The organism is Paracoccus litorisediminis (genome assembly GCF_009711205.1).
Lineage (GTDB): Bacteria > Pseudomonadota > Alphaproteobacteria > Rhodobacterales > Rhodobacteraceae > Paracoccus > Paracoccus litorisediminis.
Genome location: NZ_WMIG01000012.1, coordinates 112,665 through 131,718, shown reverse-complemented (window position 1 = coordinate 131,718; position 19,054 = coordinate 112,665). Strand labels below are relative to the sequence as shown.

The window sequence follows — 19,054 nt, the reverse complement described above, 5'->3', positions numbered from 1 at the left end:
CGCGCCAGCGCGCGATTTTGCGCCGTTCTTCGAGGTCGAGATGCAGGTAAGGTTTGGACATGGAGAATACTCCTTGATGCAATGCACTGATTTTACATCAAAGTCGCAGTTCCAACTTGAATCCACCTCGCTATACAATTTTGCAGAATAATCGGACTTATGTAATGTATTTGAACCTCGATTTCCGCCCCGTTCACATTTCATTCCTCTAGGGATTGTCCTGCACAGGGAATGGGAGGCGACGACGCCCCCCCAAACTCCGCTGCCGTATAATTCACGCCTCGACCGGCTTCAGCGCCTCGGTCTGGCGAGCGGATGCAAGCGCGTAGACCATCATCGCCATTGCGGAAATCGCGGCGGGGATCGCGAAGATCAGGAAGTTCTGCTGCAACGGATATTGCTGCGCCAGAAGCAATCCGCCAAAGGTCGGCCCGACGATGGCACCGATCCGCCCGATACCCGAAGCCCAGCCCAGACCAGTCGCGCGCACTGCAAGCGGGTAAAGCTGCGCGACGCTGGCATAAAGCAGGATCTGGGTGCCGATGGTGGTCGCGCCCGCGACGAAGACCAGCGCGAACAGAAGCGCCGAGGACGGGTTGGACCCGATCAGCCCGATCGACAGCGCCGCCAGCACAAAGAACGCTATGACGACCTTCGGCAGTCCGAACCGGTCACCCATACGCCCACCAAGGATGGCCCCGGCCATTCCGCCGAAATTGAGCGAAAACAGGCTGAGAAGGCTGGCCTTTTCGGCGTAACCGGCCTCTTGCAGCACCTTGGGCAGCCATGAGGACAGCAGGTAAACCAACAGCAGGCAGCAGAAGAACGCGACCCACAGCATTGAGGTGCGCAGCAGGCGCTGGTGCTGAAACAGTTCGGTGATCGAGGCAGAGCTACCCTTGGCTTCGGTGAAGATCAGCGTGTCCGTCGAACGAAGCTGCAGGTTCGGATCGACCCGGCTCAGCACGCGACGCGCCCGATCCTGATCGCCCTGACGGATCAGGAAGCCCAACGACTCGGGCAGACGCCACAGGATTGCGGGCAAAAGCAGCAGCGGCAGCACGGCGACAAAGAACATCGGCTGCCAGCCATGGTTCGGGATCACCCAAATCCCCAGTCCCGCAGCCAGCATGCCGCCCACCGAATAGCCCGAGAACATCAGCGCCACCATGGTGCTGCGCAGGCGTTTCGGCGCGTATTCGTTCATCAAGGCCACGGCATTCGGCATCAAGCCACCGCAGCCCAGACCGGCAAAGAAGCGGAAGATCTTGAACTGCTCGGGACTTGTGGCAAAACCGGTGAGCAAGGTGGCGATGGTGAACATGAGGAAGCTGATCGCGATGCCCTTCTTGCGTCCGAACCGGTCGGCAAGCGAGCCAAAGATGAACGCCCCGAACATCATCCCGAACAGCGCCCATGCCTGCAGCGTGCCGGCCTGCGGCTTGGTCAGCCCCCATTCCTGAATCAGCTTGGGCAGGACCGTGCCCGCGACAAAGACGTCATAGCCATCGACGATCAGCAGCAGCGCGCAAAGCCCCACCACCGACCATTGGAATTTGCCGAACCTTGTCTTGTCTATGTGATCCGTCACATCGATCTGGCGCATTTTTCTCCTCCCTGGATGTTATTGCGCGTCGTCGTTCAGCCCAGATCGCCTCCCGCGACGGGCAAAACGTTTCCGGTGATGTAGGAGGCCTCGTCCGAGGCCAGGAACAGGATCGGCGCCACCTGCTCGGCCAAGGTGCCGTAGCGCTTCATGAAGCTTGATTCCGTCACCTGCCCGACCACCTCGGCCATCCAGCCCTGTTCGGCGGCGTTGTCGCCCGCAGCATTGCGGGGCACACGCCGCGCGGGTGCGGAGGTGCCGCCGGGCGCGGTGGCCACAACGCGGATGTTGTGCGGCGCAAGCTCCATGGCCAGCGACATGGTGATGGCGTTGACGCCGCCCTTGGCCGCTGAATAGGGCACGCGATGGATCCCCCGCGTGGCGTTGGACGAGACATTGACGATCGCGCCTCCACCTCGGGCGAACAGATGCGGCAGCACCGCGTGGCAGCAATGCAGCGTCGGCATCAACGAGCGGCGGATCTCGGCCTCGATCTGGGCGGGCTCGAATTCGGCAAAGGGGCGCATGCGGATTGCCCCGCCCACATTGTTGATCAGAATATCGATGCCGCCAAAGCATTCGGCCGCAAAGGCCATCGCCGCTGCCGCACCTTCATGTGTCTCAAGATCGGCGCAAAAGGCGCGGGCGGCGGGGTTGCCGGTTTCGGCCACGACCTCGGCCACGAAATCCGCCCGATCGACGAACAGGACCGAGCCGCCCTCGTGCAGGGCGCGCAAGGCGACCTCTCGACCGATCCCCTGCGCGGCACCGGTGACGACCAGCACTTTGCCCGCGAAACGGTTCGCAAAGACGCGCGAAATCTCAACAAACGGCGCGTTCATGCGATGGCCTTCAGGACAGCGTTGGGGGTGAATTTCTCGTAGTGGAAACTGGCAGGTGTCACGCCGGTTTCCGCAAACCAGCCGCGCACGGCATCGACCATCGGCGGCGGGCCGCACAGATAGACATCCACCGCAGCCTGTTGCAGCAGTGTCTCGGGCATGTGCTGGGTCACCCAACCCTTGCGCGGATGGGCCGAGTTCGCATCGGCCACGACCGTGGCAAAGGTGAAGTTCGGCAAGCGCGCGGCATAGGCTTCGAGCGCATCGACCAGCACCAGATCAAGGTCCCGCGTCACCCCGTAAAGCAGATGGATCTGGGCCGAGGAGCCTTGCCGCGCCAGCAGTTCAAGCATCGACAGAAACGGCGCAAGTCCGGTCCCCCCGGCCAGAAACAGCAGCGGCTGGCGGGTTTCGCGCAGGTAGAAGCTGCCCAGCGGACCGCTGAGCGTCAGCCGGTCTCCGGGCTTTGCGCGTCCAAGCCAACTGGTCATCACCCCGCCCGGAATTTTCTTGATCAGAAAGCCAAGCCTGCTCTCGCCCGGAGCCGAGCTGAAGGAATAGGACCGGCACAGACCCGCGCCGGGCACGTCGATATTCACATATTGGCCGGGCAGGAAATTGGGCGCGCTTTCACCCGACGTGTCCAGTTCAAGCACCACCGCGGCATCGGCATGTTCCGTGATCCCGACAACGATGGCCTCGAAGGATTTCTGCCCGGTCTTGCAGGCCCCGGACGACGTGGGCACCGAAAGGATGCAATCGCTTTCCGGCACCATCTGGCAGGTCAGGATCAGCCCTTCGGCGGCCTCGTCCTCGGTCAGGGCATCGTCGATGAAGCCGTCGCCCATGTCGTAGCGGCCGCTTTCGGCACGGCACTTGCAGGTGCCGCAAACCCCGTCGGAGCAGTCCATGGGCAGGTTGATCTTGTTGCGAAAGGCGGCATCCAGCACCTTCTCGCCAGCGTTGCAGGTAATGAAACGGGTCACCCCGTCCTCGAAATTCAGCGCAATCCGATAAGCGGACATGCGGCTTCCTCCTGTGTTCGGTGGGGCTGTGGTCAGACGTGGTAGACGTCGATGACCTGACGGATGTAGTCGTTCTTCAGCACGACCTTCTTGCGGCAGATCGCAAGCCCTTCCGGTCCGTGGCGCAGGGTCAGGAAGATCGTGCCAAAGAACTGATCCGTGACTTTGTAGCGGTGGTTCAGGGTGTGGAAATTGTAGCGCAGGTCGATTTCCTGACCGCGCTCGGCGATGATTTCGACATTCGTCACGCTGTGGCTAGTGCGCGGCTCGGGCGTCGAGGCGCCGGAGCGCTCGGTCTTGATCCGAAAGACCCGGTCCTCAAGCCCGTCGCGGCTGGGATAGTAGATCAACGAGATCTCGCTTTGCGGGTCCTCGGTCAGCCGGTCATCATCGTCCCAGCAGGGCATCCAGTATTCCACGTCGGCGGCGTAGCAGGTCAGCCACTCATCCCATTCGCGGTCATCCAGCAGGCGCGACTCGCGGTAGAGAAAGGCGCAGATGGCGTCGCGGTCGATGGCGGTGCGCAGGGGGATATTCATGCCAGCTCTCCTTCGCTTGCACAGGCCGCCATTCCGGCGACGGGGGCCGTCCCGGCCAGCTCAGAGGCCAGCGCCTTTTGCATGGTCTCGGCCCAGAAGGCGTGCTGCCGCACGAAAAGCCCCTCATCCTCGCTGCGCTCACCTGACAGCAGCGGGTTCAGACCCATGCGGCGGGCGTTTTCGTCCGGCCCCTCGATCCACAGCGGTGCGCCCCGTGACATGTCGTTCCACAGCGCCGCCGTTCCGGCATAACCCTGCTGACAGGCGCGAAATTCCTCCAGATCGTCCGAGGTGCCCATGCCGGAAACGTTGAAGAAATCTTCATACTGGCGAATGCGGGTCGCACGATCCTCGGCGCTTTCGCCCTTGGGCGCGAAACAGAAAATGCTGACCTCGGTCCGGTCAACGCTGATCGGGCGCGTGACGCGGATCTGGGTGCTGAACTGGTCCATGAGGAAGACGTTGGGATAAAGACACAGGTTGCGGGTCTGGCCGGTGATGAACTCGGCCCGCGTGTCGCCAACACGCGCCCGGATTTCATCGCGGCGGTTCCAGACCGGCCGCACCTCGGGGTTCATGGTGTTGGTCCACAGCAGGATATGCCCGTTCTCGAAGCCATAGACGCCCGCGACCGAGCGGCTCCAGCCATTGGCATCGACGGCCTTGGTGTTGTCTTCCTTGCGGCGGCCCATGGTCGCGGAATAGTTCCAATGAACCGAGCTGACATGGTAGCCGTCGCAGCCATTCTCCATCTGCAGCTTCCAGTTGCCGTCATAGATGTAGGACGAGTTGCCGCGCAGCACCTCCAGCCCTTCGGGGGCCTGATCGACGATCTGGTCGATGATGACCTTAGCCGCGCCAAGATGCGCTTCCAGCGGCGCGACATCGGCCTTGAGACTGCCAAAAAGGAAGCCGCGATAGCTTTCGAACCGCGCCAGCCGCGTCAGGTCATGCGAGCCATCGGTGTTAAACTGCGCTGGATATTGCGTGTTCTTCGCGTCCTTGACCTTCAGCAGCTTGCCGGTATTGGCAAAGGTCCAGCCGTGGAACGGACAGGTGAAGCTGCCCTTGTTGCCATGCTTGCGGCGGCACAGCATCGCGCCGCGATGCGCGCAGGCATTGATCACGGCGTTCAGTTGGCCGTTCTTGTCGCGGGTGACGATCACCGGCTGCCGCCCGAGATGGGTGGTGTAATAGTCGTTCGGTTCCGGGATCTGGCTTTCATGCGCCAGATAGACCCAGTTCGCCTCGAAGATGTGCCTCATCTCCAGTTCAAAAAGGTCGGGGTCGGTAAAGATGTCGCGGCGGCAGCGAAAGACGCCGGCCTCCTTGTCATCCTGCACGGCGGTTGCCAGCAGCTGGCCCAGATCGCGGGCCTTGTCGATGGATGCGGACATACGGGTCTCCTTCAGGGAACGTCCTTGCGGAGCGGTTCCTGTCATCTGGAATACGGAAATTGGGGTGATGCGCGGATCGGGCCGCGACGTCTCAGGCGCGGATGGGCGCGCGCTGGGTCATGGGGCCGGGATCTGGATCGCTGGTCGGCCGGAACTTCTGGCACGCATGGCTGTCTCCTCCTTGGTCATGCAGCTTTCGGGTTATCGCGGCAGCCCTCCTCCAAGCGCGGTCCGCAGGCCCGTCCGCCCCCCTGCCCCCGACCCCTTATGAAGGGGCGTCGCGTGGGACGGGACGCGGCTTCGTAGGGTCAGAGTGCAATGGATGATGCCCGTGGGTCCAACACCAAATCAGTCGTAAACTATACCTACAGGGTATAGTATCGCGATGAATCGTCTGGATTCAGGGCTTTTCACGCCTCAACCTCGATGAAACATCGCTTTTCGGCAATGGTCACAGGAACGCCACATGGATCTGAGGCAGATTCGATACTTTGTCGCGGTGGCAAGCGAGCGGAACTTCACCCGTGCCGCCGAGCGGCTCAACATCGCGCAACCGCCCTTGAGCAGGCAGATCCAGCTGCTTGAAGACGAGCTGGGCGTGACCCTGATTCTGCGTAACAGCCGACCGCTGCGCCTGACCGATGCCGGTCGCCTGTTCTATGAACAGGCGCTGCAGATCCTTGGCCGGGTCGAGCAGATGAGCGATGCCACCCGCCGGATGGGGCGCAACCAGAACCGCGTCATTTCGATCGGGTTCGTGCCATCGACGCTTTATGGCGGGTTGCCATCGCTGGTGCGCAAGTTGCGGCAGCATGAATCGGGGCTGGACATCAAGCTGATCGAGATGCTGTCGATGCAGCAGATCCATGCATTGAAGGAAGGACGGATCGACATTGGCTTCGGGCGGCTGCATCACAGCGATCCCAATGTGACCGGAATCGTCCTGCGCGAGGAGCGTCTGGTCGTCGCCATCCCCGTGGCCGATCCTCTTGCCAGCTTGGACCTGCCCCTGCCGGTCGCAGCACTCGCCGGCAAGACCCTGATCGTCTATCCGAAGGAACCGCGGCCAAGCTATGCCGACCACGTCCTGCAACTTCTGCACGGCCACGATGTCCGCCCCGCCGCCGTCGAGGAGGTAAGTGAATTGCAAACCGCCCTTGGTCTGGTCGCGGCCGAGGTCGGGATCTGCGTCATTCCATCCTCGGCCCGACTGCTGCGCGCGGATATCAGGTATCGGGTGCTTGAAGGCGCGCGCGCCACCTCTCCGGTCGTGCTGAGCCATCGGGCCAGCGACACCTCGCCCTATATCGCGCTGGTCAAGCGGCTTATCGAGGAGATGTATGCCGAAAGCCCGCCTTGGCTGACCCTGGAGCATAACCTTTCGGTGAGAAGCGATATGGCGGATACTGATATCCCGGAATGAGCGGCACTTTCCGCCCGATCAGATCCTAATCGGTTGATGACAGGACGGGCCGCGCGGCGCCGGTCTCATCAAGGGCGACAAAGGTGAATGTCGCCTCGGTCACCTGCTGGGTGATCTCGCTTTCGCGCTGACGGCGCCAGGCTTCGACATGGATCCGCATCGAGGTCCGGCCGATATGCACGATCTCGGCGTAAAGCGAGACCTCGTCGCCAACCTTGACCGGACGGTGGAACTTCATGCCCTCCACCGCGATCGTCGCGCTTCGCCCGCGCGCGGTCAGCGCCGCGACCGAGCCCGCGGCAAGGTCCATCTGGCTCATCAGCCAGCCGCCGAAAATATCGCCAGCCGGATTGGTATCCGCCGGCATGGCGATGGTGCGGATTGTGGGAAGGCCGGGTGGCTGGGAATCTGGCATGAGCCTGAGTGATCCTTTGCTTGGGTTAGGCAGTCGTTACCCCAGCTTTGCCGCGTTTACGCTGCAGGTTCCAGCACAGACGCATTGCAATCGGCCTTCGCGCCGCTCTGGGTTCAATTGCAGGCAAGGTCTGAGATTTTCTGCATAGGGCGGCTTCGCAAGCGCCTCCCGGCGTTTCGCCTTGAATGGCAGCGGGCCACGGCTAGATTGGCCACAGCCTACAACATGATTGGAAACGGGCCGCATGCTCGAAACTGTCCGGAACGAACCCAGCCATCTCAACATCTATCGGCGGGTGCGCCAGATGGTGTTGACCGGCGATGTCGCGCCCGGGCAGCCAATCACCATCCAAGGCCTTGTTTCCCTGACCGAAGGCGGCGTGACGCAGGTCCGAGAGGCGATCCGGCGGCTGGTATCCGAAGGCGCGCTTCAGACCCATGACAACCGCCGCGTCTCGGTGCCCGTCCTGCGGCTGCCGCAGCTGGATGAGCTGTGCTTTGCCCGCGTCGCGCTGGAACCCGACCTCGCCCGCCGCGCCGCGCTTCGCATTGACGAAACGGGCATTGTCCAGCTTGAGCAGATCGACGACATGCTGGATGACGCGATGCGGCAGGGCAGCGTCCATGGCTACATGCTGCACAACTACCGCTTCCACAACGCGCTCTATGCCCATGCCCGGACCGAGATCCTGCAGGACATGGTCGAGATGCTGTGGCTGCGCACCGCACCTGCGCTGCGGGTGATGTGCGGGCGTTTCGGCACCAGCAACCTGCCCGACATGCACCGCGCCGCGATCGACGCCCTGCGCCGCCGCGACCCCGATGCCGTGGCCGAGGCGATCCGCAGCGATATCCTGCAAGGAATGGAGAACGTGCGCAGCGTGCTGACCTCAGGCACGGACGACTAAGGCTCCATGTTGAGGAACGACAAAGCGAGATCCTGACGGATTTCGCCGTCCTCCGAGGGAAGATCTGTGTCCGCCCGCCACAAATCGGCCCGCACAGCGACCCACAGCGCGATATTCAGCGACGGCTGTTTTCCGGCGACAACTCGAACTCCGTCGCCATGGCTTTTACCCAGATAGCCTTCTGCCCCGAGGTGAGTCAGGCGATCTATTAGTGATCTGGCGCTATCTGGGCGAGCGGCCTTGCCTGCATCAGGCGCTTCGCTATTGCGGCTATTTCTGTACCCCCGAGACCGACCTGACTACTGGAACCAGCCCTGACCCGACGCTAGGCCACAGCCTGCTTCGCAGCGAATACCATGTCAGTGCCGCGATCAGCAGCGGGCTGCGAGGCGCTGAGCCGTCGGGGAATCGCGGGGGTGGAAGGCCCGGCTATGACGTCGAAACATCAGACCGCGGCGGCGTCCATCTGGCCCTCCGGCGCCCCCTGCCCCGAGAACCCCGAGCCCCACAGTGTCGCCGGTCCCAGCCGCGAAAAATGCGGAATACGCGACATGGTGATGCCCAAAGCGCCGCCCAAAATATGGCTAAGGGGCATATTCGTCAGTTCGGAAAACACCCTGCGCATGGTGCAGCGGTCCTTGGCGCACGGGGCCGAGGGGAAACGGTAGTCATAGCTTTCGCCACCGCCAAGGACCTGATGATTGGCCTCGACTTCGGCCTGATCAGTGCAGACGCGGGGATGGACTCTCCGCGTCGATCCGGATAACGCGCGACAACTCGAGCGGGCTGGCCCCCGCATCCGCCGCCATCCGCGCGAGGCCAAGGCATAGTGCACGGGATGCAAGTGGTCGCTGTGCACATCCAGCGAGCCGCAATTGTAATCCACGGCTTCGACCTCGGCCCGAATGCGGTCGCGGTCCAGATAGCTGATCGCCTTGTGGCCATAGACCTGCTGCATGTATTCGACATGCTCGCGGGTTTCGGCCTCATGGCCCGGACGGTATGGTGTGGATGACGCCGTCGCGCCAGCCGCAATCGATCTGGCCTACGTCAATCAGGGTGCGGACAAGCTGCACCGCTTCGCAGCCAGTCCCATAGCTGGCGGCTTTGCAGTTTGGCCAGCACCGCTCTATGTCCGCGGGCCTCAAGGCGCTGAGCTGCCCACCATTGCGCCCCAAGCCCGACACGGTAGCCGCCCTGCGCCAGATGCAGCGCCGAGGAAAGGCCCGTATAGCCGTCGCCCACGATGCAGACATCCGCCCGGATGCGCCCCTGCGCCGGGAAAGGTCCCGGCGGGCTGGAGGTATCGGCATATCATGAGGCCGGGGGGTGGCCCGGCCGGTCATTGATCGTCAGAATCCCCAAGTCATGGGCTCAGGCGGCGACCAGCAGCCCCTCGGCGCGGACGATATCCAACGTCTGATCCAGCGCCAGACGGGCGCGCGTCATCAGCAGCGAGATTTCCTCCTCGGTGATGACCAGCGGCGGCGAGATGATCATCCGGTCGCCGACATGGCGCATGACGAGGTTATTGGCAAAGCAGCGCTCGCGGCAGATCAGGCCGACGGTCCCGGCCTTGGCGGCGAATTTCGCGCGGCTGGCCTTGTGCGGGGTCAGCGCGATGGATCCCATCATGCCGGTGATGCGGGCCTCGCCCACCAGAGGATGCTCGGTCAGCTGTTCCCATGCCGCCTTCAGATAGGGCCCGGTCACCTCGCGCACGCGGGTGATGATGTGCTCTTCCTCAAGGATGCGCAGGTTTTCCAGCGCCACGGCAGCGGCGACGGGATGGCCGCTATAGGTATAGCCATGCGCGAATTCATCCGAGCCGTTGATGACCTCGGCCACCTTGCGCGACACGATGGACGCCCCCATCGGCACATAGCCCGAGGTCAGCCCCTTGGCCGTGGTCATGATGTCGGGACGGATGCCAAGCGTCTGCGAGCCGAACCAGTTGCCGGTGCGGCCAAAGCCGGTGATGACCTCATCGGCGATCAGCAGGATGCCGTAAGCGTCGCAGATGCGCTGGATTTCGGGCCAATAGGTCTCGGGCGGGATGATGACGCCGCCCGCGCCCTGGATCGGCTCGGCGATGAAGGCCGCGACCTTGCTCGGGCCGATTTCCTCGATCTTGTCGGCCAGCAGGCGGGCGCGAGCCAGACCGAATTCCTCGGGCGACATCTCGCCGCCTTCGGACCACCAGTCGGGCTGGTCGATATGGGCGATGCCGGGGATCGGCAGGCCCCCTTGTTCATGCATCCCCTTCATGCCGCCAAGGCTTGCCGCCCCCATGGTCGAGCCGTGATAGCCATTCCAGCGCGAGATGATGACCGAGCGTTCGGGCTGGCCAAGCGCCTGCCAGTAGCGGCGCACCATGCGGATATTGGTGTCGTTCCCGTCCGAGCCCGAGCCGTTGAAAAAGACATGATCCAGATCGCCCGGCGCAAGCTGCGCCAGCTTCGCCGCCAGCGCGATGGCCGGCGGGTGCGAGGTCTGGAAGAAGGTGTTGTAGAAAGGCAGCTGCAACATCTGCTCGCTGGCGACGCGTGCCAGTTCCTCGCGCCCGTAGCCCACGTTCACGCACCACAGGCCCGCCATGCCGTCAAGGATCTGGTGGCCGTCGCTATCGGTCAGCCAGACCCCCTTGGCGCGGGTGATGATGCGCGCGCCCTTGCGGTTCAGTGCGTCGCCATCGGTGAAGGGATGCAGATGATGGGCCGCATCCAGCGCCTGCAATTCGGCGGTCGGACGATGATTGTCATACATTGCTATTCCCTTTCTCAGACATTCAGCAACAGATGCTTGCGTTCCCAGGGCGAGATCTCGCGCTGGAATTCGTTCAACTCGGCCAGTTTGATGGCCGAGAACAAGGTACAAAAATCGCGCCCCAGAATTTCGTGCATCCGGGTCGCCTCGTTGAAGGCGGCCAGCATGTCGAAGGGGCCTTCGGGCAGCAGCGCGCCATTGGCAAAGACCTCGCCCTGCGCGACCGGGCGCGGTGTGATGCGCTCGATCATGCCTTGCAGACCGGCGGCAAGGCTGGCGGCCAGCGCCAGATAGGGGTTGGCGTCGATGCCGATGACGCGGTTTTCGACGCGGCGCGCCTCGGGGCGGGAATTGGGGATGCGCAGGCCCGTCGTGCGGTTGTCATGGCCCCATTCAAGGTTCGTCGGCGCGCTTTGCCCGCCGGTCAGACGGCGGTGGCTGTTCACATAGGGCGCCATCAGCGGCATCAGCTCGGTGATATGGCGCTGCGAGCCGCCGATGAAGTGAAAGAAGGTCTCGGTCGGCGAGCCATCGGGGTGCGAGAAGATGTTCTGCCCGGTCTTCGCATCGACCACGCTTTGATGCACATGCATGGCCGAGCCGGGCTCATCGCGCATGGGCTTGGCCATGAAGGTGGCAAAGACGCCGTGCTTCAGCGCCGCCTCGCGGATGGCGCGCTTGAAGTAAAAGACCTGATCGGCCAGCAGCAGGGGATCGCCATGTTGCAGGTTGATCTCAAGCTGCCCTGCCCCGCCCTCTTGGATCAGCGTATCGATGGCCAGGCCCTGCGCCTCGGTATAGTCATAGATCGTGTCGATGACCGGACCATATTCGTCGATGGCCACCATCGAAAACGCCCGCCGCCCCGAGCCGGGACGCCCGGTCCGGCCCACCGGAGGCTCGATCGGCGCGTTCGGGTCAAGGTTCGGCTTGATCAGGTAGAATTCAATCTCGGGCGCGACGATGGGCTGCCAGCCCCGCTCGGCGTAAAGCGCCAGAACGCGTTTCAAGACATTGCGCGGCGCGATGCTGATCGGCTCGCCGTCGCGGGTTTCAAGGTCGCAGATCACCTGCAAGGTCAGGTCATTGGCCCAAGGCGCGGCCGAGGCCGTCGACATGTCGGGGCGCAGGACCATGTCCATCTCGGTCCATTGATTGTCCATGCCCAGCACATCGACATATTCGCCGGTCACGGTTTCAAAGAACAGCGAGTTCGGCAGGTAGAAGGTCTGGCTGGGGTCGAACTTGTAATGCGGCATGGCCTTGCCGCGGGACATGCCGACCAGATCGGGGACGATGCATTCAACCTCGTCGATCTGGCGCCCGTTGCGATGGGCATTGAAGGCTGCCGGCAATTCGTCCTGCCAGCCAAAGGGTGCGATGTGGTTCACGTTTCACCTGAAAGGGTTTCTCGAGCTTGGGCGGGATGCGATTTAAAATATGATCAAATTATTTTCGCGCTGCTTATCGTCCCTTTGGCCCTTGGCCTTGGTCTTGTTCGTCTGTTCCGGCATTTCTGCATGCGGGCATCCTGCCGCGCCATGGGAGGCGCGTCCGACCATGGCCGGGCAGGACGCCTCGCGCAGCGAGGCAGGTTGGGCGCAACGGCTCCGATTCGAAGCCTGCCACATAATTGCCAGAATTACAGGATATTTTTCGGAATTCTGGCATATCCCGGTTTGTTTACCAACCATGGCAAGGCAGACTGTTCCGGGGCACCGGTTCAGAGTGAACGCGAAAGGTCAGCGAAGTCTTGCGTCAAAGCGCGTCGGATCTGTCGCAGATTATTCGCTTTATTTGCCGTTACGCGACAAAGGCCGCCGCGAAGATTTCCTGTCGGACGCGCGGCCGGTCATGATTTGATCATAAATTGAAACGATAGCTACGCGATCCGTGGCCGACGAAAATACCGGCGACGCGGATCGGCCCGCCGGGCCTGCCTGGTCGCAGCGGTCGATGGACGCAAGGCAGCATAGAACCGCCACGACCTGACGAAAGGACGGACATGACGGAATTCGCTGCTATCCTGATCCACAATGCCCGCGTCACGACAAGGGAACGTGGCGCGCCCTAGACCACATGGATCGCCCTTGGCGGCACCCGCGTTCAGGCTGTAGGAGTGGGTGTCAGCAGCACCCGGCTCGGCCCGGTCACGCGGGTGATCGACGCGCTATCGGGGCTGAATGGCGCGTATCCGCATCTGTTTCAGGGTGGGATAGTGCTTTCTGAACCGTCCCCGTTCGGACTGTGTGGCCACGAGGTACTGCGTCGCGCCATTGCCGATTTTAGCGCCCACCATCCCGATCTGGGCTTTCAATCAGATCCTGAGGATGCGCCGCTCGGGCGCGAAATTCTGTATGAATTCTGCCCCGATAATCCGCTGATGATCACCTCTGTCGGCTATCACACGCCATCGGCCAATTCCGCCGCCCTTCAACGCGCGGCGCTGATGCATGGCCGGCAATGACGCTGCTTGATTGCGACATTACCAGACCAGTCGCGCGGTGCGGTTGACGATCTGCAATGGCTGCATCGCCCATAATCCGTTCTCCCGGGTCAAGAGAATGGCTTGACGCGAGCCCTTGCCACGAATGCAGGAACGCTAGCCCGGAACACGCCATGGCATTGATGAATTCAGCTTCGGCCACATTCGCGCCATGGACAACCCCAATACCCGCCCGCTGATCCGTTTCAAGGGCTTGATCAAGCGATTTGGCTTACTCACCGCGATCAAGGGTCCTGATCTGGCGATCTATCCGTGCGAACTCTTTGCGCTGCTTGGCCCCTCGGGTCGCACCAAGACCGCGATGATGTGGATGCTGGCCAGGTTCGATACCTCGACCGAGGGCAAGATCCATCTGGACGGGCGCGACATCGTTTCCGGCCTGCCACATTGGCGTCCGGTCAATATGATATTTATAAGCTGCGCTGTTCCCGCATCTGAGTGTCTGGGACATCTCCCTTGTGGCCTGTGCCGCAGCGGCCCGCCGCAAGCCCGACCAGATTTCCGGCGGCCAGCGCCAGCGCATGGCCTTGGCGCTCGGCTCAAGCTGCTGCTTCTGGATGAACCGCTGGCCGCGTTGCACAAAAAACTGCATCAGGATGCCCAATGCGAACTGATGGATATTCAGGAACGCATCGGGACTACTTTTGTCATCATGACCCATGATTAGGAAGATCCTATAACCCTATCCAACGGTATCGCGGTAGTGGATCACGCCGAACTCGGTCCATGTTGCGGATTTCATCGGCGATGAGATGGTGATCGCGGACAACGCCGAACGCGCGGGTCCCGGCCTATGGGATATTCTTTATGCCGAGGACGCGACACCGATCCGCACCGCCTCGGATCTGGCGTTGCGCCGGATGCTGCGGTGTTCTTTGCACTGCGCCCGGAAAAAATCCTTATGACGGCCCAGCTAGATGAGGCGCGCGAACCGGATGCGCGGCAAGGTCATCGGTATCGGCTTTGTCGCGACCTATCATATCGCGCTGGCGAACGGACAGCGGATCAAGGCCAGATGACCAATTTCCGCCGCCTGTCGCGCCGCTAATTCAGCTGGAACGACGAGGTCTAGCATTCATGGGCTGAGACCACCGGTCTTGTGTTGGAGCAGTGACATGAGCCTGCGCCGCACCGCCCTGATCACCATTTTCTTTGTCTAGCTGAGTGTTTGTTCGTGATACCCTTTCTGAACGCGATAATAATTTGCGGTCGGTGATGGCGACCGCCCCCACTTTGTCAGCCGCTCTTCGACCTTTCGGGGGGCTGGCAGCAGGTCAAACACGCCCAGTTGCAGCTAAGCCTCGACAATTTAGCTTTTCTCGCCAGCGACGACATCTATTAGAAAACAAACCTACCCAGCGTACGCATGCCCTTCATCGCGACGGCGCTGACGCTGCTGGTGGCCCATGCCTTGGCGCGCAGCCCGGCGCGCTGGCGCAAGCTGCAGCCTATCCTGATCGTCCTGTCCTTTCGGGCCTCGCTCCTGACCCGTCCAAATCAGGAGTTGCGCTAGCCTGTCCGCTTTGCGCCACGATGGAAAAGCTGGACGACGTGCTGATCGAGGCTGCGCAGGATCTGGGCTGTTCGTGGTTCAAGGCGTTCTGGCTGGTCACCGTGCCGATGTCGCGGCCCGGCATCATCGCGGCCTGTTTAACTTGACCTCGATCGCGCTTGGTACCCGTTTCCGTATCTGCCAATGCTCATCATGGTCATTTACAGCTTCAACGACTCGCGCTGGTGACCCTGCCGATAATGCGCCAGCGCTGATCTCGGGGCTGGCGACTGGCGCTTTCCATGTCGCTGAACGATCTGGTGGGCGCGGTGCGATCTTTCCCATCGGTCCGCGCGGGGGCCTCGCCGCAGGTCAATGCGCTGTCGACGATCATCATTGCCCTTGTCACTCTGGGCGTCATATCTGCCTCACTGGTCACGCGCCGTGGCACGGCCCGCACCCACCGGATAGGAGGCAACCATGACTGAACCCCGCCTGCGCCGCATCTATGAGGACGCAGCCTATGCCGCGGAATCTCTCTCTGGCTGCTGGTGGGCGGAAACCTGTCCTGACCTGCCGAACACCCCGCTAAGCGGCGAACAACGGGCCGAATTCGCGGTGATCGGCGCGGGCTTCACCGGCCTCTCGGCGGCCCTGCATCTGGCGCGATCCGGGGCGGATGTCGCGGTGCTGGACCTGCACCGGCCCGGCTGGGGCGCGTCTGGTCGCAATGGCGGCTTCTGCTGTCTTGGCGGGGCCAAGGCCGATGGCGCGACACTGGCGCGGCGCTATGGCGAGGACCAGCGTCTGGCCTTTCGCCGGACCGAGCGTCGCGCGATCGAATTCGTTTCCGACCGCATCGACGAGCTGGGGCTGGATGTCGACCGCCAGTCCCCGGGCGGAGAGATCCAGCTGGCCCATTCCCGCGCAGCCTTCCGCGCCATGCAGGCCGAGCAGGCTCAGACCGGGGCCGATTACGGCATCAGCCCCCAGTTGCTGACCCCTGATGATCTGCGCGCGCAGGGGCTGAATGCGGCGGGCATGCAAGGCGGGCTGGCCTTGCCGCTCGGATTTGGCTTGAACCCGCGCAAATACGTGCTGGGGCTGGCGCGCGCCGCCACCCAGCAATCGATCCGGCTGCATGGAGAAAGCCCGGTCCTGTCCCATGAATACCGGGACGGCTGGCATGTGCTGGTGACGCCGCAAGGCAGGCTGCTGGCCCGTAACCTGATCGTCGCCACGAATGGCTACAGCGCCGAGAACATCCCCGAATGGATCGCCGGGCGCATCCTGCCGGTGCAATCCAGCATCGTCGTGACCCGCCCGCTGACTGAGGCCGAACGTCAGGCCCAGAACTGGACCACCGACAGCATGGCCTATGACAGCCGCAACCTGCTGCATTACTTCCGCCTGCTGCCGGACGGGCGGATGCTGTTCGGGATGCGTGGCGCGGTGCGCTGGACGGCGGCCTCGCAGGCCGCGATCCTCGACCGCACCCGCCGGCATTTCCGCGCCATGTTCCCGAAATGGCGCCATGTCACCTTTACCCATGGCTGGAGCGGCCTTGTCGCCATGACGCGCGATCTGGTGCCCTTTGTGGGCCAGATGGGCGATCTGCCACGCGCCCATGCCGCCTTTGCGTGGCATGGCAATGGCGTCGCGATGGGCAGCTGGTGCGGCGAGCAGGTCGCCCGCATGGCCTTGGGCAAGACGCACGAACTGCCCGCCTTCATGTCCGTTCAGCCACGGCGCTTTCCGTTGGCAGGATGGCGGCGCGCGTTCCTTTATCCGGCCTATCTGGCCTATGGGATCAAGGACAGGGGCTAGTGCCCTGCCCCTGCAATGCCCTCTGCCAACCGCGCCGTAGAAAGTGGCGCGGATCAAACAAGGCACGCCAAAGACGGGGAAAATTGCTTCACGTTCAAGGGCCAATGCTGGTGGCCACCTTGTTGGCTTTGGCCGGCTTCATCGGCGCAGGCCGAAGGCGAAACTATCTCGGCCTTGCCCTGAAATCCGGCTATGTGATCGCTGGGTTCAGCCAGAACCACCACAGCCCGCGCTTGAGGCGCTATGTCCGCACGCAACCTCGCCAATAACCTCAATTCCGGCGCGTGACCTTCACAGATCGACCATTCCGAATATGGGCTGAGGGGCGATGCCGAGACAGACCTCCTCCTTGGCTAGAGCGGCGAACTGGGCAAGCTGTCCTATGATTTACTAAGCTTTTTCCGACCGGGTCTCGGCAGGGATCAAGCTTCGCTCGGCCTAGGGCGGAATCTACGCACATGAACAGCAGTCCGACCCCCGTGCCCGTCTAAACCTGAACGAGCAGGCGAGCCTGACGCCAAGTACGCCGATGGCATCATGACCGCCGGTCTGAGGTGACACCGATCTTAGCGCGCTCATCCACAGGTAAACACGGCCCCATGACCATGCCTTGGACAACCACCGCCGCCATGAATGAACCACACTCCAAGCAAGTTCGGTGCCTATGATGAGGATGACGTGCGCTGGGTGGCTTCGCTCGGGGCCGATCCCGGCGCGGTCATTCTGGGACCCGCGGCACCATAGGCATTCAGGACTGGATGAAGGCGGTGATGACCGCGCTTGAGCGCTATCTACTGTCCCGTCGGGACCGCGCCGGGGTGGCGCTGTCGCTGACGGTCTGGACCTCGATCTGGGTTCGATTTTGGCAACGGTGGGGATCGTGCTGGCAGCCTTTGGCCCGATGGAATATGTCGCGCTGATGGTATTTGCCTTTGCCTGCCTGACCGGATTGCTGGCCGATCAGCCGGTCAAGGCATTGCTGGCGACCGGCATCGGTCTTGCCATGGTCGAGGCGGCCAACAACTCGGCGTCGAATTCGAACTTCGCCCCGATGCTGACCCTGGGCATTCCCAGCTCGGGGACCACGGCGATCATGCTGGGGGTGCTGACGCTGTACAATTTGACGCCGGGGTCGACGCTGTTCACCGCGCAGCCCGATCTGGTCTGGGGCCTGATCGCGTCGCTGTTCATCGGCAATGTCATGTTGCTGGCGATGAATATCCCGCTGGGCGGGGTATTCGCCCGAATGCTGTCGGTCCCTGCATGGGTTCTGGTGCCCTTTATCGTCCTAGTCTCGGCCGTGCGCGTCCATTCGGACAAGTCGGCGATCTTCGATCGGATCCTGATGGTCGCGGTCGAGGGCTGCGGCGGATGTCGGTGCCGATGGGACTGCTGATCCTAGGCTTCGTGTTGGGCGACATTCTGGAAACCAACCTTCGCCGGGCACTGTCGCTTTCGACGGGCGAGGTCCAGATCCTGTGATCCAGGTGGATCGCCACCTTGCTGCTGCCGCGATCGATGCGCCAACTGCTTCCGGCTGAAGCCCGCATGACCGAGGAATAGGATAACCTCGCTGACCCGTCACCGCCCGATCCCCGCCGGGCAACGCTTTCGCGCGCGGGTTTCACAGCCCGGTGCCCTTACCGGGCAGGCTGCATTTCAGGCCGGCTTGGCCGGGTTCGAGTGGCTGTAATTGTCCGGGGGCGGACATAAGCGCCCCCTGCCCGATCTGGGACTGATCACCATCGAGGATGTCTGCTTCTTTGTCCGCCAGATCGCCAGTGCCGGCCTGCTGCTGGTCGATGCCGATACCGGCTATGGCGAGGCGCTGAACGTCTTGGTGATGATGCGCCGTTTCGAGGGGGCAGGCTCCGTTGCTGGCCAACATGACCGAATTCGACCGCAGTCCGCACCTGACCGGAGTTCAGCTGCAGGAACTGGGCTACCGTATGCTCATCTGGCCGGGCTCATTGCTGCGGGTGGCGAACAAGGCGCAGGCGTGGCTTTACACCACGCTACGCGATCATGACAGCACGGACGCGGCCGTGCCCAAGATGCAGACCCGGGCGGAGCTTTACTACAACATCGGCTATTTCGACTTCAAAGCGCTAGTTGCCAATATCCGAAGAAGCTCTGCCGCGCGGGGACGCCTAGCCGCCCGGATTTATACGCGTTTTTTACGCCATCCGCGATCTTCGACATGGCGGCTTAACGCCCCTCTGCCCGATCTCTGTGCCATGACATAAGCAGGAGTGCTGCCATGGCAGACATCGTCTATCTGGGACTGGGGATCATCGGCATTGCCGGTT

23 protein-coding genes are annotated in these 19,054 nt (G+C 62.5%); 12 read left to right on the top strand and 11 right to left on the bottom strand.

What is annotated here, in order from left to right:
* Nucleotides 1-274 precede the first annotated feature (274 nt).
* The 5 genes from GL300_RS17860 to GL300_RS17840 are packed head-to-tail and all read right to left on the bottom strand — an operon-like array spanning nt 275 to nt 5,409.
* The gene (locus tag GL300_RS17860) at nt 275-1,606 is read right to left on the bottom strand and encodes an MFS transporter (RefSeq protein WP_155041012.1); all 1,332 of its coding nucleotides are present in this window, start codon (nt 1,604-1,606) and stop codon (nt 275-277) included.
* 35 nt (nt 1,607-1,641) lie between these two features.
* The gene (gene benD, locus GL300_RS17855) at nt 1,642-2,448 is read right to left on the bottom strand and encodes a benzoate diol dehydrogenase BenD (protein WP_155041011.1); all 807 of its coding nucleotides are present in this window, start codon (nt 2,446-2,448) and stop codon (nt 1,642-1,644) included.
* Nucleotides 2,445-3,473, bottom strand: coding sequence for a benzoate 1,2-dioxygenase electron transfer component BenC (gene benC, locus GL300_RS17850; RefSeq protein WP_155041010.1), 1,029 nt, complete (start codon nt 3,471-3,473; stop codon nt 2,445-2,447). Before benC ends, benD begins: the two co-directional genes overlap by 4 nt.
* 32 nt (nt 3,474-3,505) lie before the next feature.
* Nucleotides 3,506-4,012 (bottom strand): benzoate 1,2-dioxygenase small subunit, encoded by a 507-nt coding sequence (gene benB / locus GL300_RS17845; protein WP_155041009.1) that lies wholly within the window; start codon nt 4,010-4,012, stop codon nt 3,506-3,508.
* On the bottom strand, nt 4,009-5,409 hold the full coding sequence (locus tag GL300_RS17840; protein WP_155041008.1) for an SRPBCC family protein: 1,401 nt from the start codon (nt 5,407-5,409) through the stop codon (nt 4,009-4,011). Before GL300_RS17840 ends, benB begins: the two co-directional genes overlap by 4 nt.
* Nucleotides 5,410-5,875: 466 nt before the next feature.
* On the opposite strand from GL300_RS17840, the gene GL300_RS17835 reads away from it, so the two are divergent.
* Nucleotides 5,876-6,832 carry a LysR family transcriptional regulator gene (locus GL300_RS17835; RefSeq protein ID WP_155041007.1) on the top strand — a complete coding sequence of 319 codons (957 nt, stop codon included), beginning with the start codon at nt 5,876-5,878 and terminating at the stop codon, nt 6,830-6,832.
* A gap of 25 nt (nt 6,833-6,857) precedes the next feature.
* On the opposite strand, the gene GL300_RS17830 is transcribed toward GL300_RS17835, so the two are convergent.
* A complete protein-coding gene (locus GL300_RS17830) occupies nt 6,858-7,247 on the bottom strand; it encodes an acyl-CoA thioesterase (protein WP_155041006.1) in 390 nt (129 codons plus the stop codon).
* 244 nt (nt 7,248-7,491) lie between these two features.
* Here GL300_RS17830 and GL300_RS17825 point away from each other — a divergent pair, with 244 nt between their 5' ends.
* The gene (locus GL300_RS17825) at nt 7,492-8,154 is read left to right on the top strand and encodes a GntR family transcriptional regulator (protein WP_155041005.1); all 663 of its coding nucleotides are present in this window, start codon (nt 7,492-7,494) and stop codon (nt 8,152-8,154) included.
* A gap of 445 nt (nt 8,155-8,599) precedes the next feature.
* Here the strand turns inward: GL300_RS17825 and GL300_RS17820 are convergent, their stop codons facing one another.
* From GL300_RS17820 to GL300_RS17805, 4 genes are all read right to left on the bottom strand, one after another.
* A complete protein-coding gene (locus GL300_RS17820) occupies nt 8,600-9,112 on the bottom strand; it encodes a hypothetical protein (protein ID WP_155041004.1) in 513 nt (170 codons plus the stop codon).
* A gap of 92 nt (nt 9,113-9,204) precedes the next feature.
* Nucleotides 9,205-9,399, bottom strand: coding sequence for a hypothetical protein (locus GL300_RS17815; RefSeq protein ID WP_155041003.1), 195 nt, complete (start codon nt 9,397-9,399; stop codon nt 9,205-9,207).
* 129 nt (nt 9,400-9,528) lie between these two features.
* Nucleotides 9,529-10,926, bottom strand: coding sequence for an aspartate aminotransferase family protein (locus tag GL300_RS17810; protein ID WP_425495926.1), 1,398 nt, complete (start codon nt 10,924-10,926; stop codon nt 9,529-9,531).
* 8 nt (nt 10,927-10,934) lie between these two features.
* A complete protein-coding gene (locus tag GL300_RS17805; protein WP_394208028.1) occupies nt 10,935-12,311 on the bottom strand; it encodes a glutamine synthetase family protein in 1,377 nt (458 codons plus the stop codon).
* A 169-nt stretch (nt 12,312-12,480) separates the two neighbouring features.
* On the opposite strand from GL300_RS17805, the gene GL300_RS17800 reads away from it, so the two are divergent.
* The 9 genes from GL300_RS17800 to GL300_RS17765 all read left to right on the top strand — a co-directional run bounded on the left by GL300_RS17800 (nt 12,481) and on the right by GL300_RS17765 (nt 18,141).
* The gene (locus tag GL300_RS17800; protein ID WP_155041001.1) at nt 12,481-12,783 is read left to right on the top strand and encodes a hypothetical protein; all 303 of its coding nucleotides are present in this window, start codon (nt 12,481-12,483) and stop codon (nt 12,781-12,783) included.
* Between the two features lie 295 nt (nt 12,784-13,078).
* Nucleotides 13,079-13,387, top strand: a complete 309-nt coding sequence (locus GL300_RS17795) for a hypothetical protein (protein WP_155041000.1) — start codon at nt 13,079-13,081, stop codon at nt 13,385-13,387.
* A 190-nt stretch (nt 13,388-13,577) separates the two neighbouring features.
* Nucleotides 13,578-14,093: an ATP-binding cassette domain-containing protein gene (locus GL300_RS27475; RefSeq protein ID WP_394208025.1), complete on the top strand. Its 516-nt coding sequence runs from the start codon at nt 13,578-13,580 to the stop codon at nt 14,091-14,093.
* 85 nt (nt 14,094-14,178) lie between these two features.
* Nucleotides 14,179-14,331 (top strand): hypothetical protein, encoded by a 153-nt coding sequence (locus GL300_RS26800; RefSeq protein ID WP_246195238.1) that lies wholly within the window; start codon nt 14,179-14,181, stop codon nt 14,329-14,331.
* 461 nt (nt 14,332-14,792) lie between these two features.
* The gene (locus GL300_RS17785) at nt 14,793-14,939 is read left to right on the top strand and encodes a hypothetical protein (RefSeq protein WP_155040999.1); all 147 of its coding nucleotides are present in this window, start codon (nt 14,793-14,795) and stop codon (nt 14,937-14,939) included.
* 20 nt (nt 14,940-14,959) lie between these two features.
* On the top strand, nt 14,960-15,085 hold the full coding sequence (locus GL300_RS27145) for a hypothetical protein (RefSeq protein WP_281353156.1): 126 nt from the start codon (nt 14,960-14,962) through the stop codon (nt 15,083-15,085).
* Nucleotides 15,086-15,220: 135 nt separating this feature from the next.
* A complete protein-coding gene (locus GL300_RS17780) occupies nt 15,221-15,406 on the top strand; it encodes a hypothetical protein (protein ID WP_155040998.1) in 186 nt (61 codons plus the stop codon).
* Nucleotides 15,399-16,745 carry an NAD(P)/FAD-dependent oxidoreductase gene (locus tag GL300_RS17775; RefSeq protein WP_246195237.1) on the top strand — a complete coding sequence of 449 codons (1,347 nt, stop codon included), beginning with the start codon at nt 15,399-15,401 and terminating at the stop codon, nt 16,743-16,745. The genes GL300_RS17780 and GL300_RS17775 overlap by 8 nt, the downstream gene beginning before the upstream one ends.
* Before the next feature lie 880 nt (nt 16,746-17,625).
* Entirely contained in the window at nt 17,626-18,141 is a 516-nt protein-coding gene (locus tag GL300_RS17765; RefSeq protein WP_211595184.1) for a tripartite tricarboxylate transporter permease, read from the top strand.
* 228 nt (nt 18,142-18,369) lie between these two features.
* Here GL300_RS17765 and GL300_RS26795 read toward each other — a convergent pair whose 3' ends face one another.
* Entirely contained in the window at nt 18,370-18,633 is a 264-nt protein-coding gene (locus GL300_RS26795) for a hypothetical protein (RefSeq protein WP_246195236.1), read from the bottom strand.
* Between GL300_RS26795 and GL300_RS26790 the strand changes: the two genes are divergently transcribed.
* Nucleotides 18,632-18,991, top strand: coding sequence for a hypothetical protein (locus tag GL300_RS26790; protein WP_246195235.1), 360 nt, complete (start codon nt 18,632-18,634; stop codon nt 18,989-18,991). The genes GL300_RS26795 and GL300_RS26790 overlap by 2 nt on opposite strands.
* Nucleotides 18,992-19,054: the final 63 nt, after the last annotated feature.

Excerpts from the sequence above, each read along its gene's own strand:
- GL300_RS17860 (WP_155041012.1), bottom strand. The coding sequence starts at position 1,606 with ATGCGCCAGATCGATGTGACGGATCACATAGACAAGACAAGGTTCGGC.
- benD (WP_155041011.1), bottom strand. The coding sequence starts at position 2,448 with ATGAACGCGCCGTTTGTTGAGATTTCGCGCGTCTTTGCGAACCGTTTC.
- benC (WP_155041010.1), bottom strand. The coding sequence starts at position 3,473 with ATGTCCGCTTATCGGATTGCGCTGAATTTCGAGGACGGGGTGACCCGT.
- benB (WP_155041009.1), bottom strand. The coding sequence starts at position 4,012 with ATGAATATCCCCCTGCGCACCGCCATCGACCGCGACGCCATCTGCGCC.
- GL300_RS17840 (WP_155041008.1), bottom strand. The coding sequence starts at position 5,409 with ATGTCCGCATCCATCGACAAGGCCCGCGATCTGGGCCAGCTGCTGGCA.
- GL300_RS17835 (WP_155041007.1), top strand. The coding sequence starts at position 5,876 with ATGGATCTGAGGCAGATTCGATACTTTGTCGCGGTGGCAAGCGAGCGG.
- GL300_RS17830 (WP_155041006.1), bottom strand. The coding sequence starts at position 7,247 with ATGCCAGATTCCCAGCCACCCGGCCTTCCCACAATCCGCACCATCGCC.
- GL300_RS17825 (WP_155041005.1), top strand. The coding sequence starts at position 7,492 with ATGCTCGAAACTGTCCGGAACGAACCCAGCCATCTCAACATCTATCGG.
- GL300_RS17820 (WP_155041004.1), bottom strand. The coding sequence starts at position 9,112 with ATGCAGCAGGTCTATGGCCACAAGGCGATCAGCTATCTGGACCGCGAC.
- GL300_RS17800 (WP_155041001.1), top strand. The coding sequence starts at position 12,481 with ATGGCCGGGCAGGACGCCTCGCGCAGCGAGGCAGGTTGGGCGCAACGG.
- GL300_RS27475 (WP_394208025.1), top strand. The coding sequence starts at position 13,578 with ATGGACAACCCCAATACCCGCCCGCTGATCCGTTTCAAGGGCTTGATC.
- GL300_RS26800 (WP_246195238.1), top strand. The coding sequence starts at position 14,179 with ATGGTGATCGCGGACAACGCCGAACGCGCGGGTCCCGGCCTATGGGAT.
- GL300_RS17785 (WP_155040999.1), top strand. The coding sequence starts at position 14,793 with ATGCCCTTCATCGCGACGGCGCTGACGCTGCTGGTGGCCCATGCCTTG.
- GL300_RS27145 (WP_281353156.1), top strand. The coding sequence starts at position 14,960 with ATGGAAAAGCTGGACGACGTGCTGATCGAGGCTGCGCAGGATCTGGGC.
- GL300_RS17780 (WP_155040998.1), top strand. The coding sequence starts at position 15,221 with ATGTCGCTGAACGATCTGGTGGGCGCGGTGCGATCTTTCCCATCGGTC.
- GL300_RS17775 (WP_246195237.1), top strand. The coding sequence starts at position 15,399 with ATGACTGAACCCCGCCTGCGCCGCATCTATGAGGACGCAGCCTATGCC.
- GL300_RS26790 (WP_246195235.1), top strand. The coding sequence starts at position 18,632 with ATGACCGAATTCGACCGCAGTCCGCACCTGACCGGAGTTCAGCTGCAG.
- GL300_RS26795 (WP_246195236.1), bottom strand. The coding sequence starts at position 18,633 with ATGTTGGCCAGCAACGGAGCCTGCCCCCTCGAAACGGCGCATCATCAC.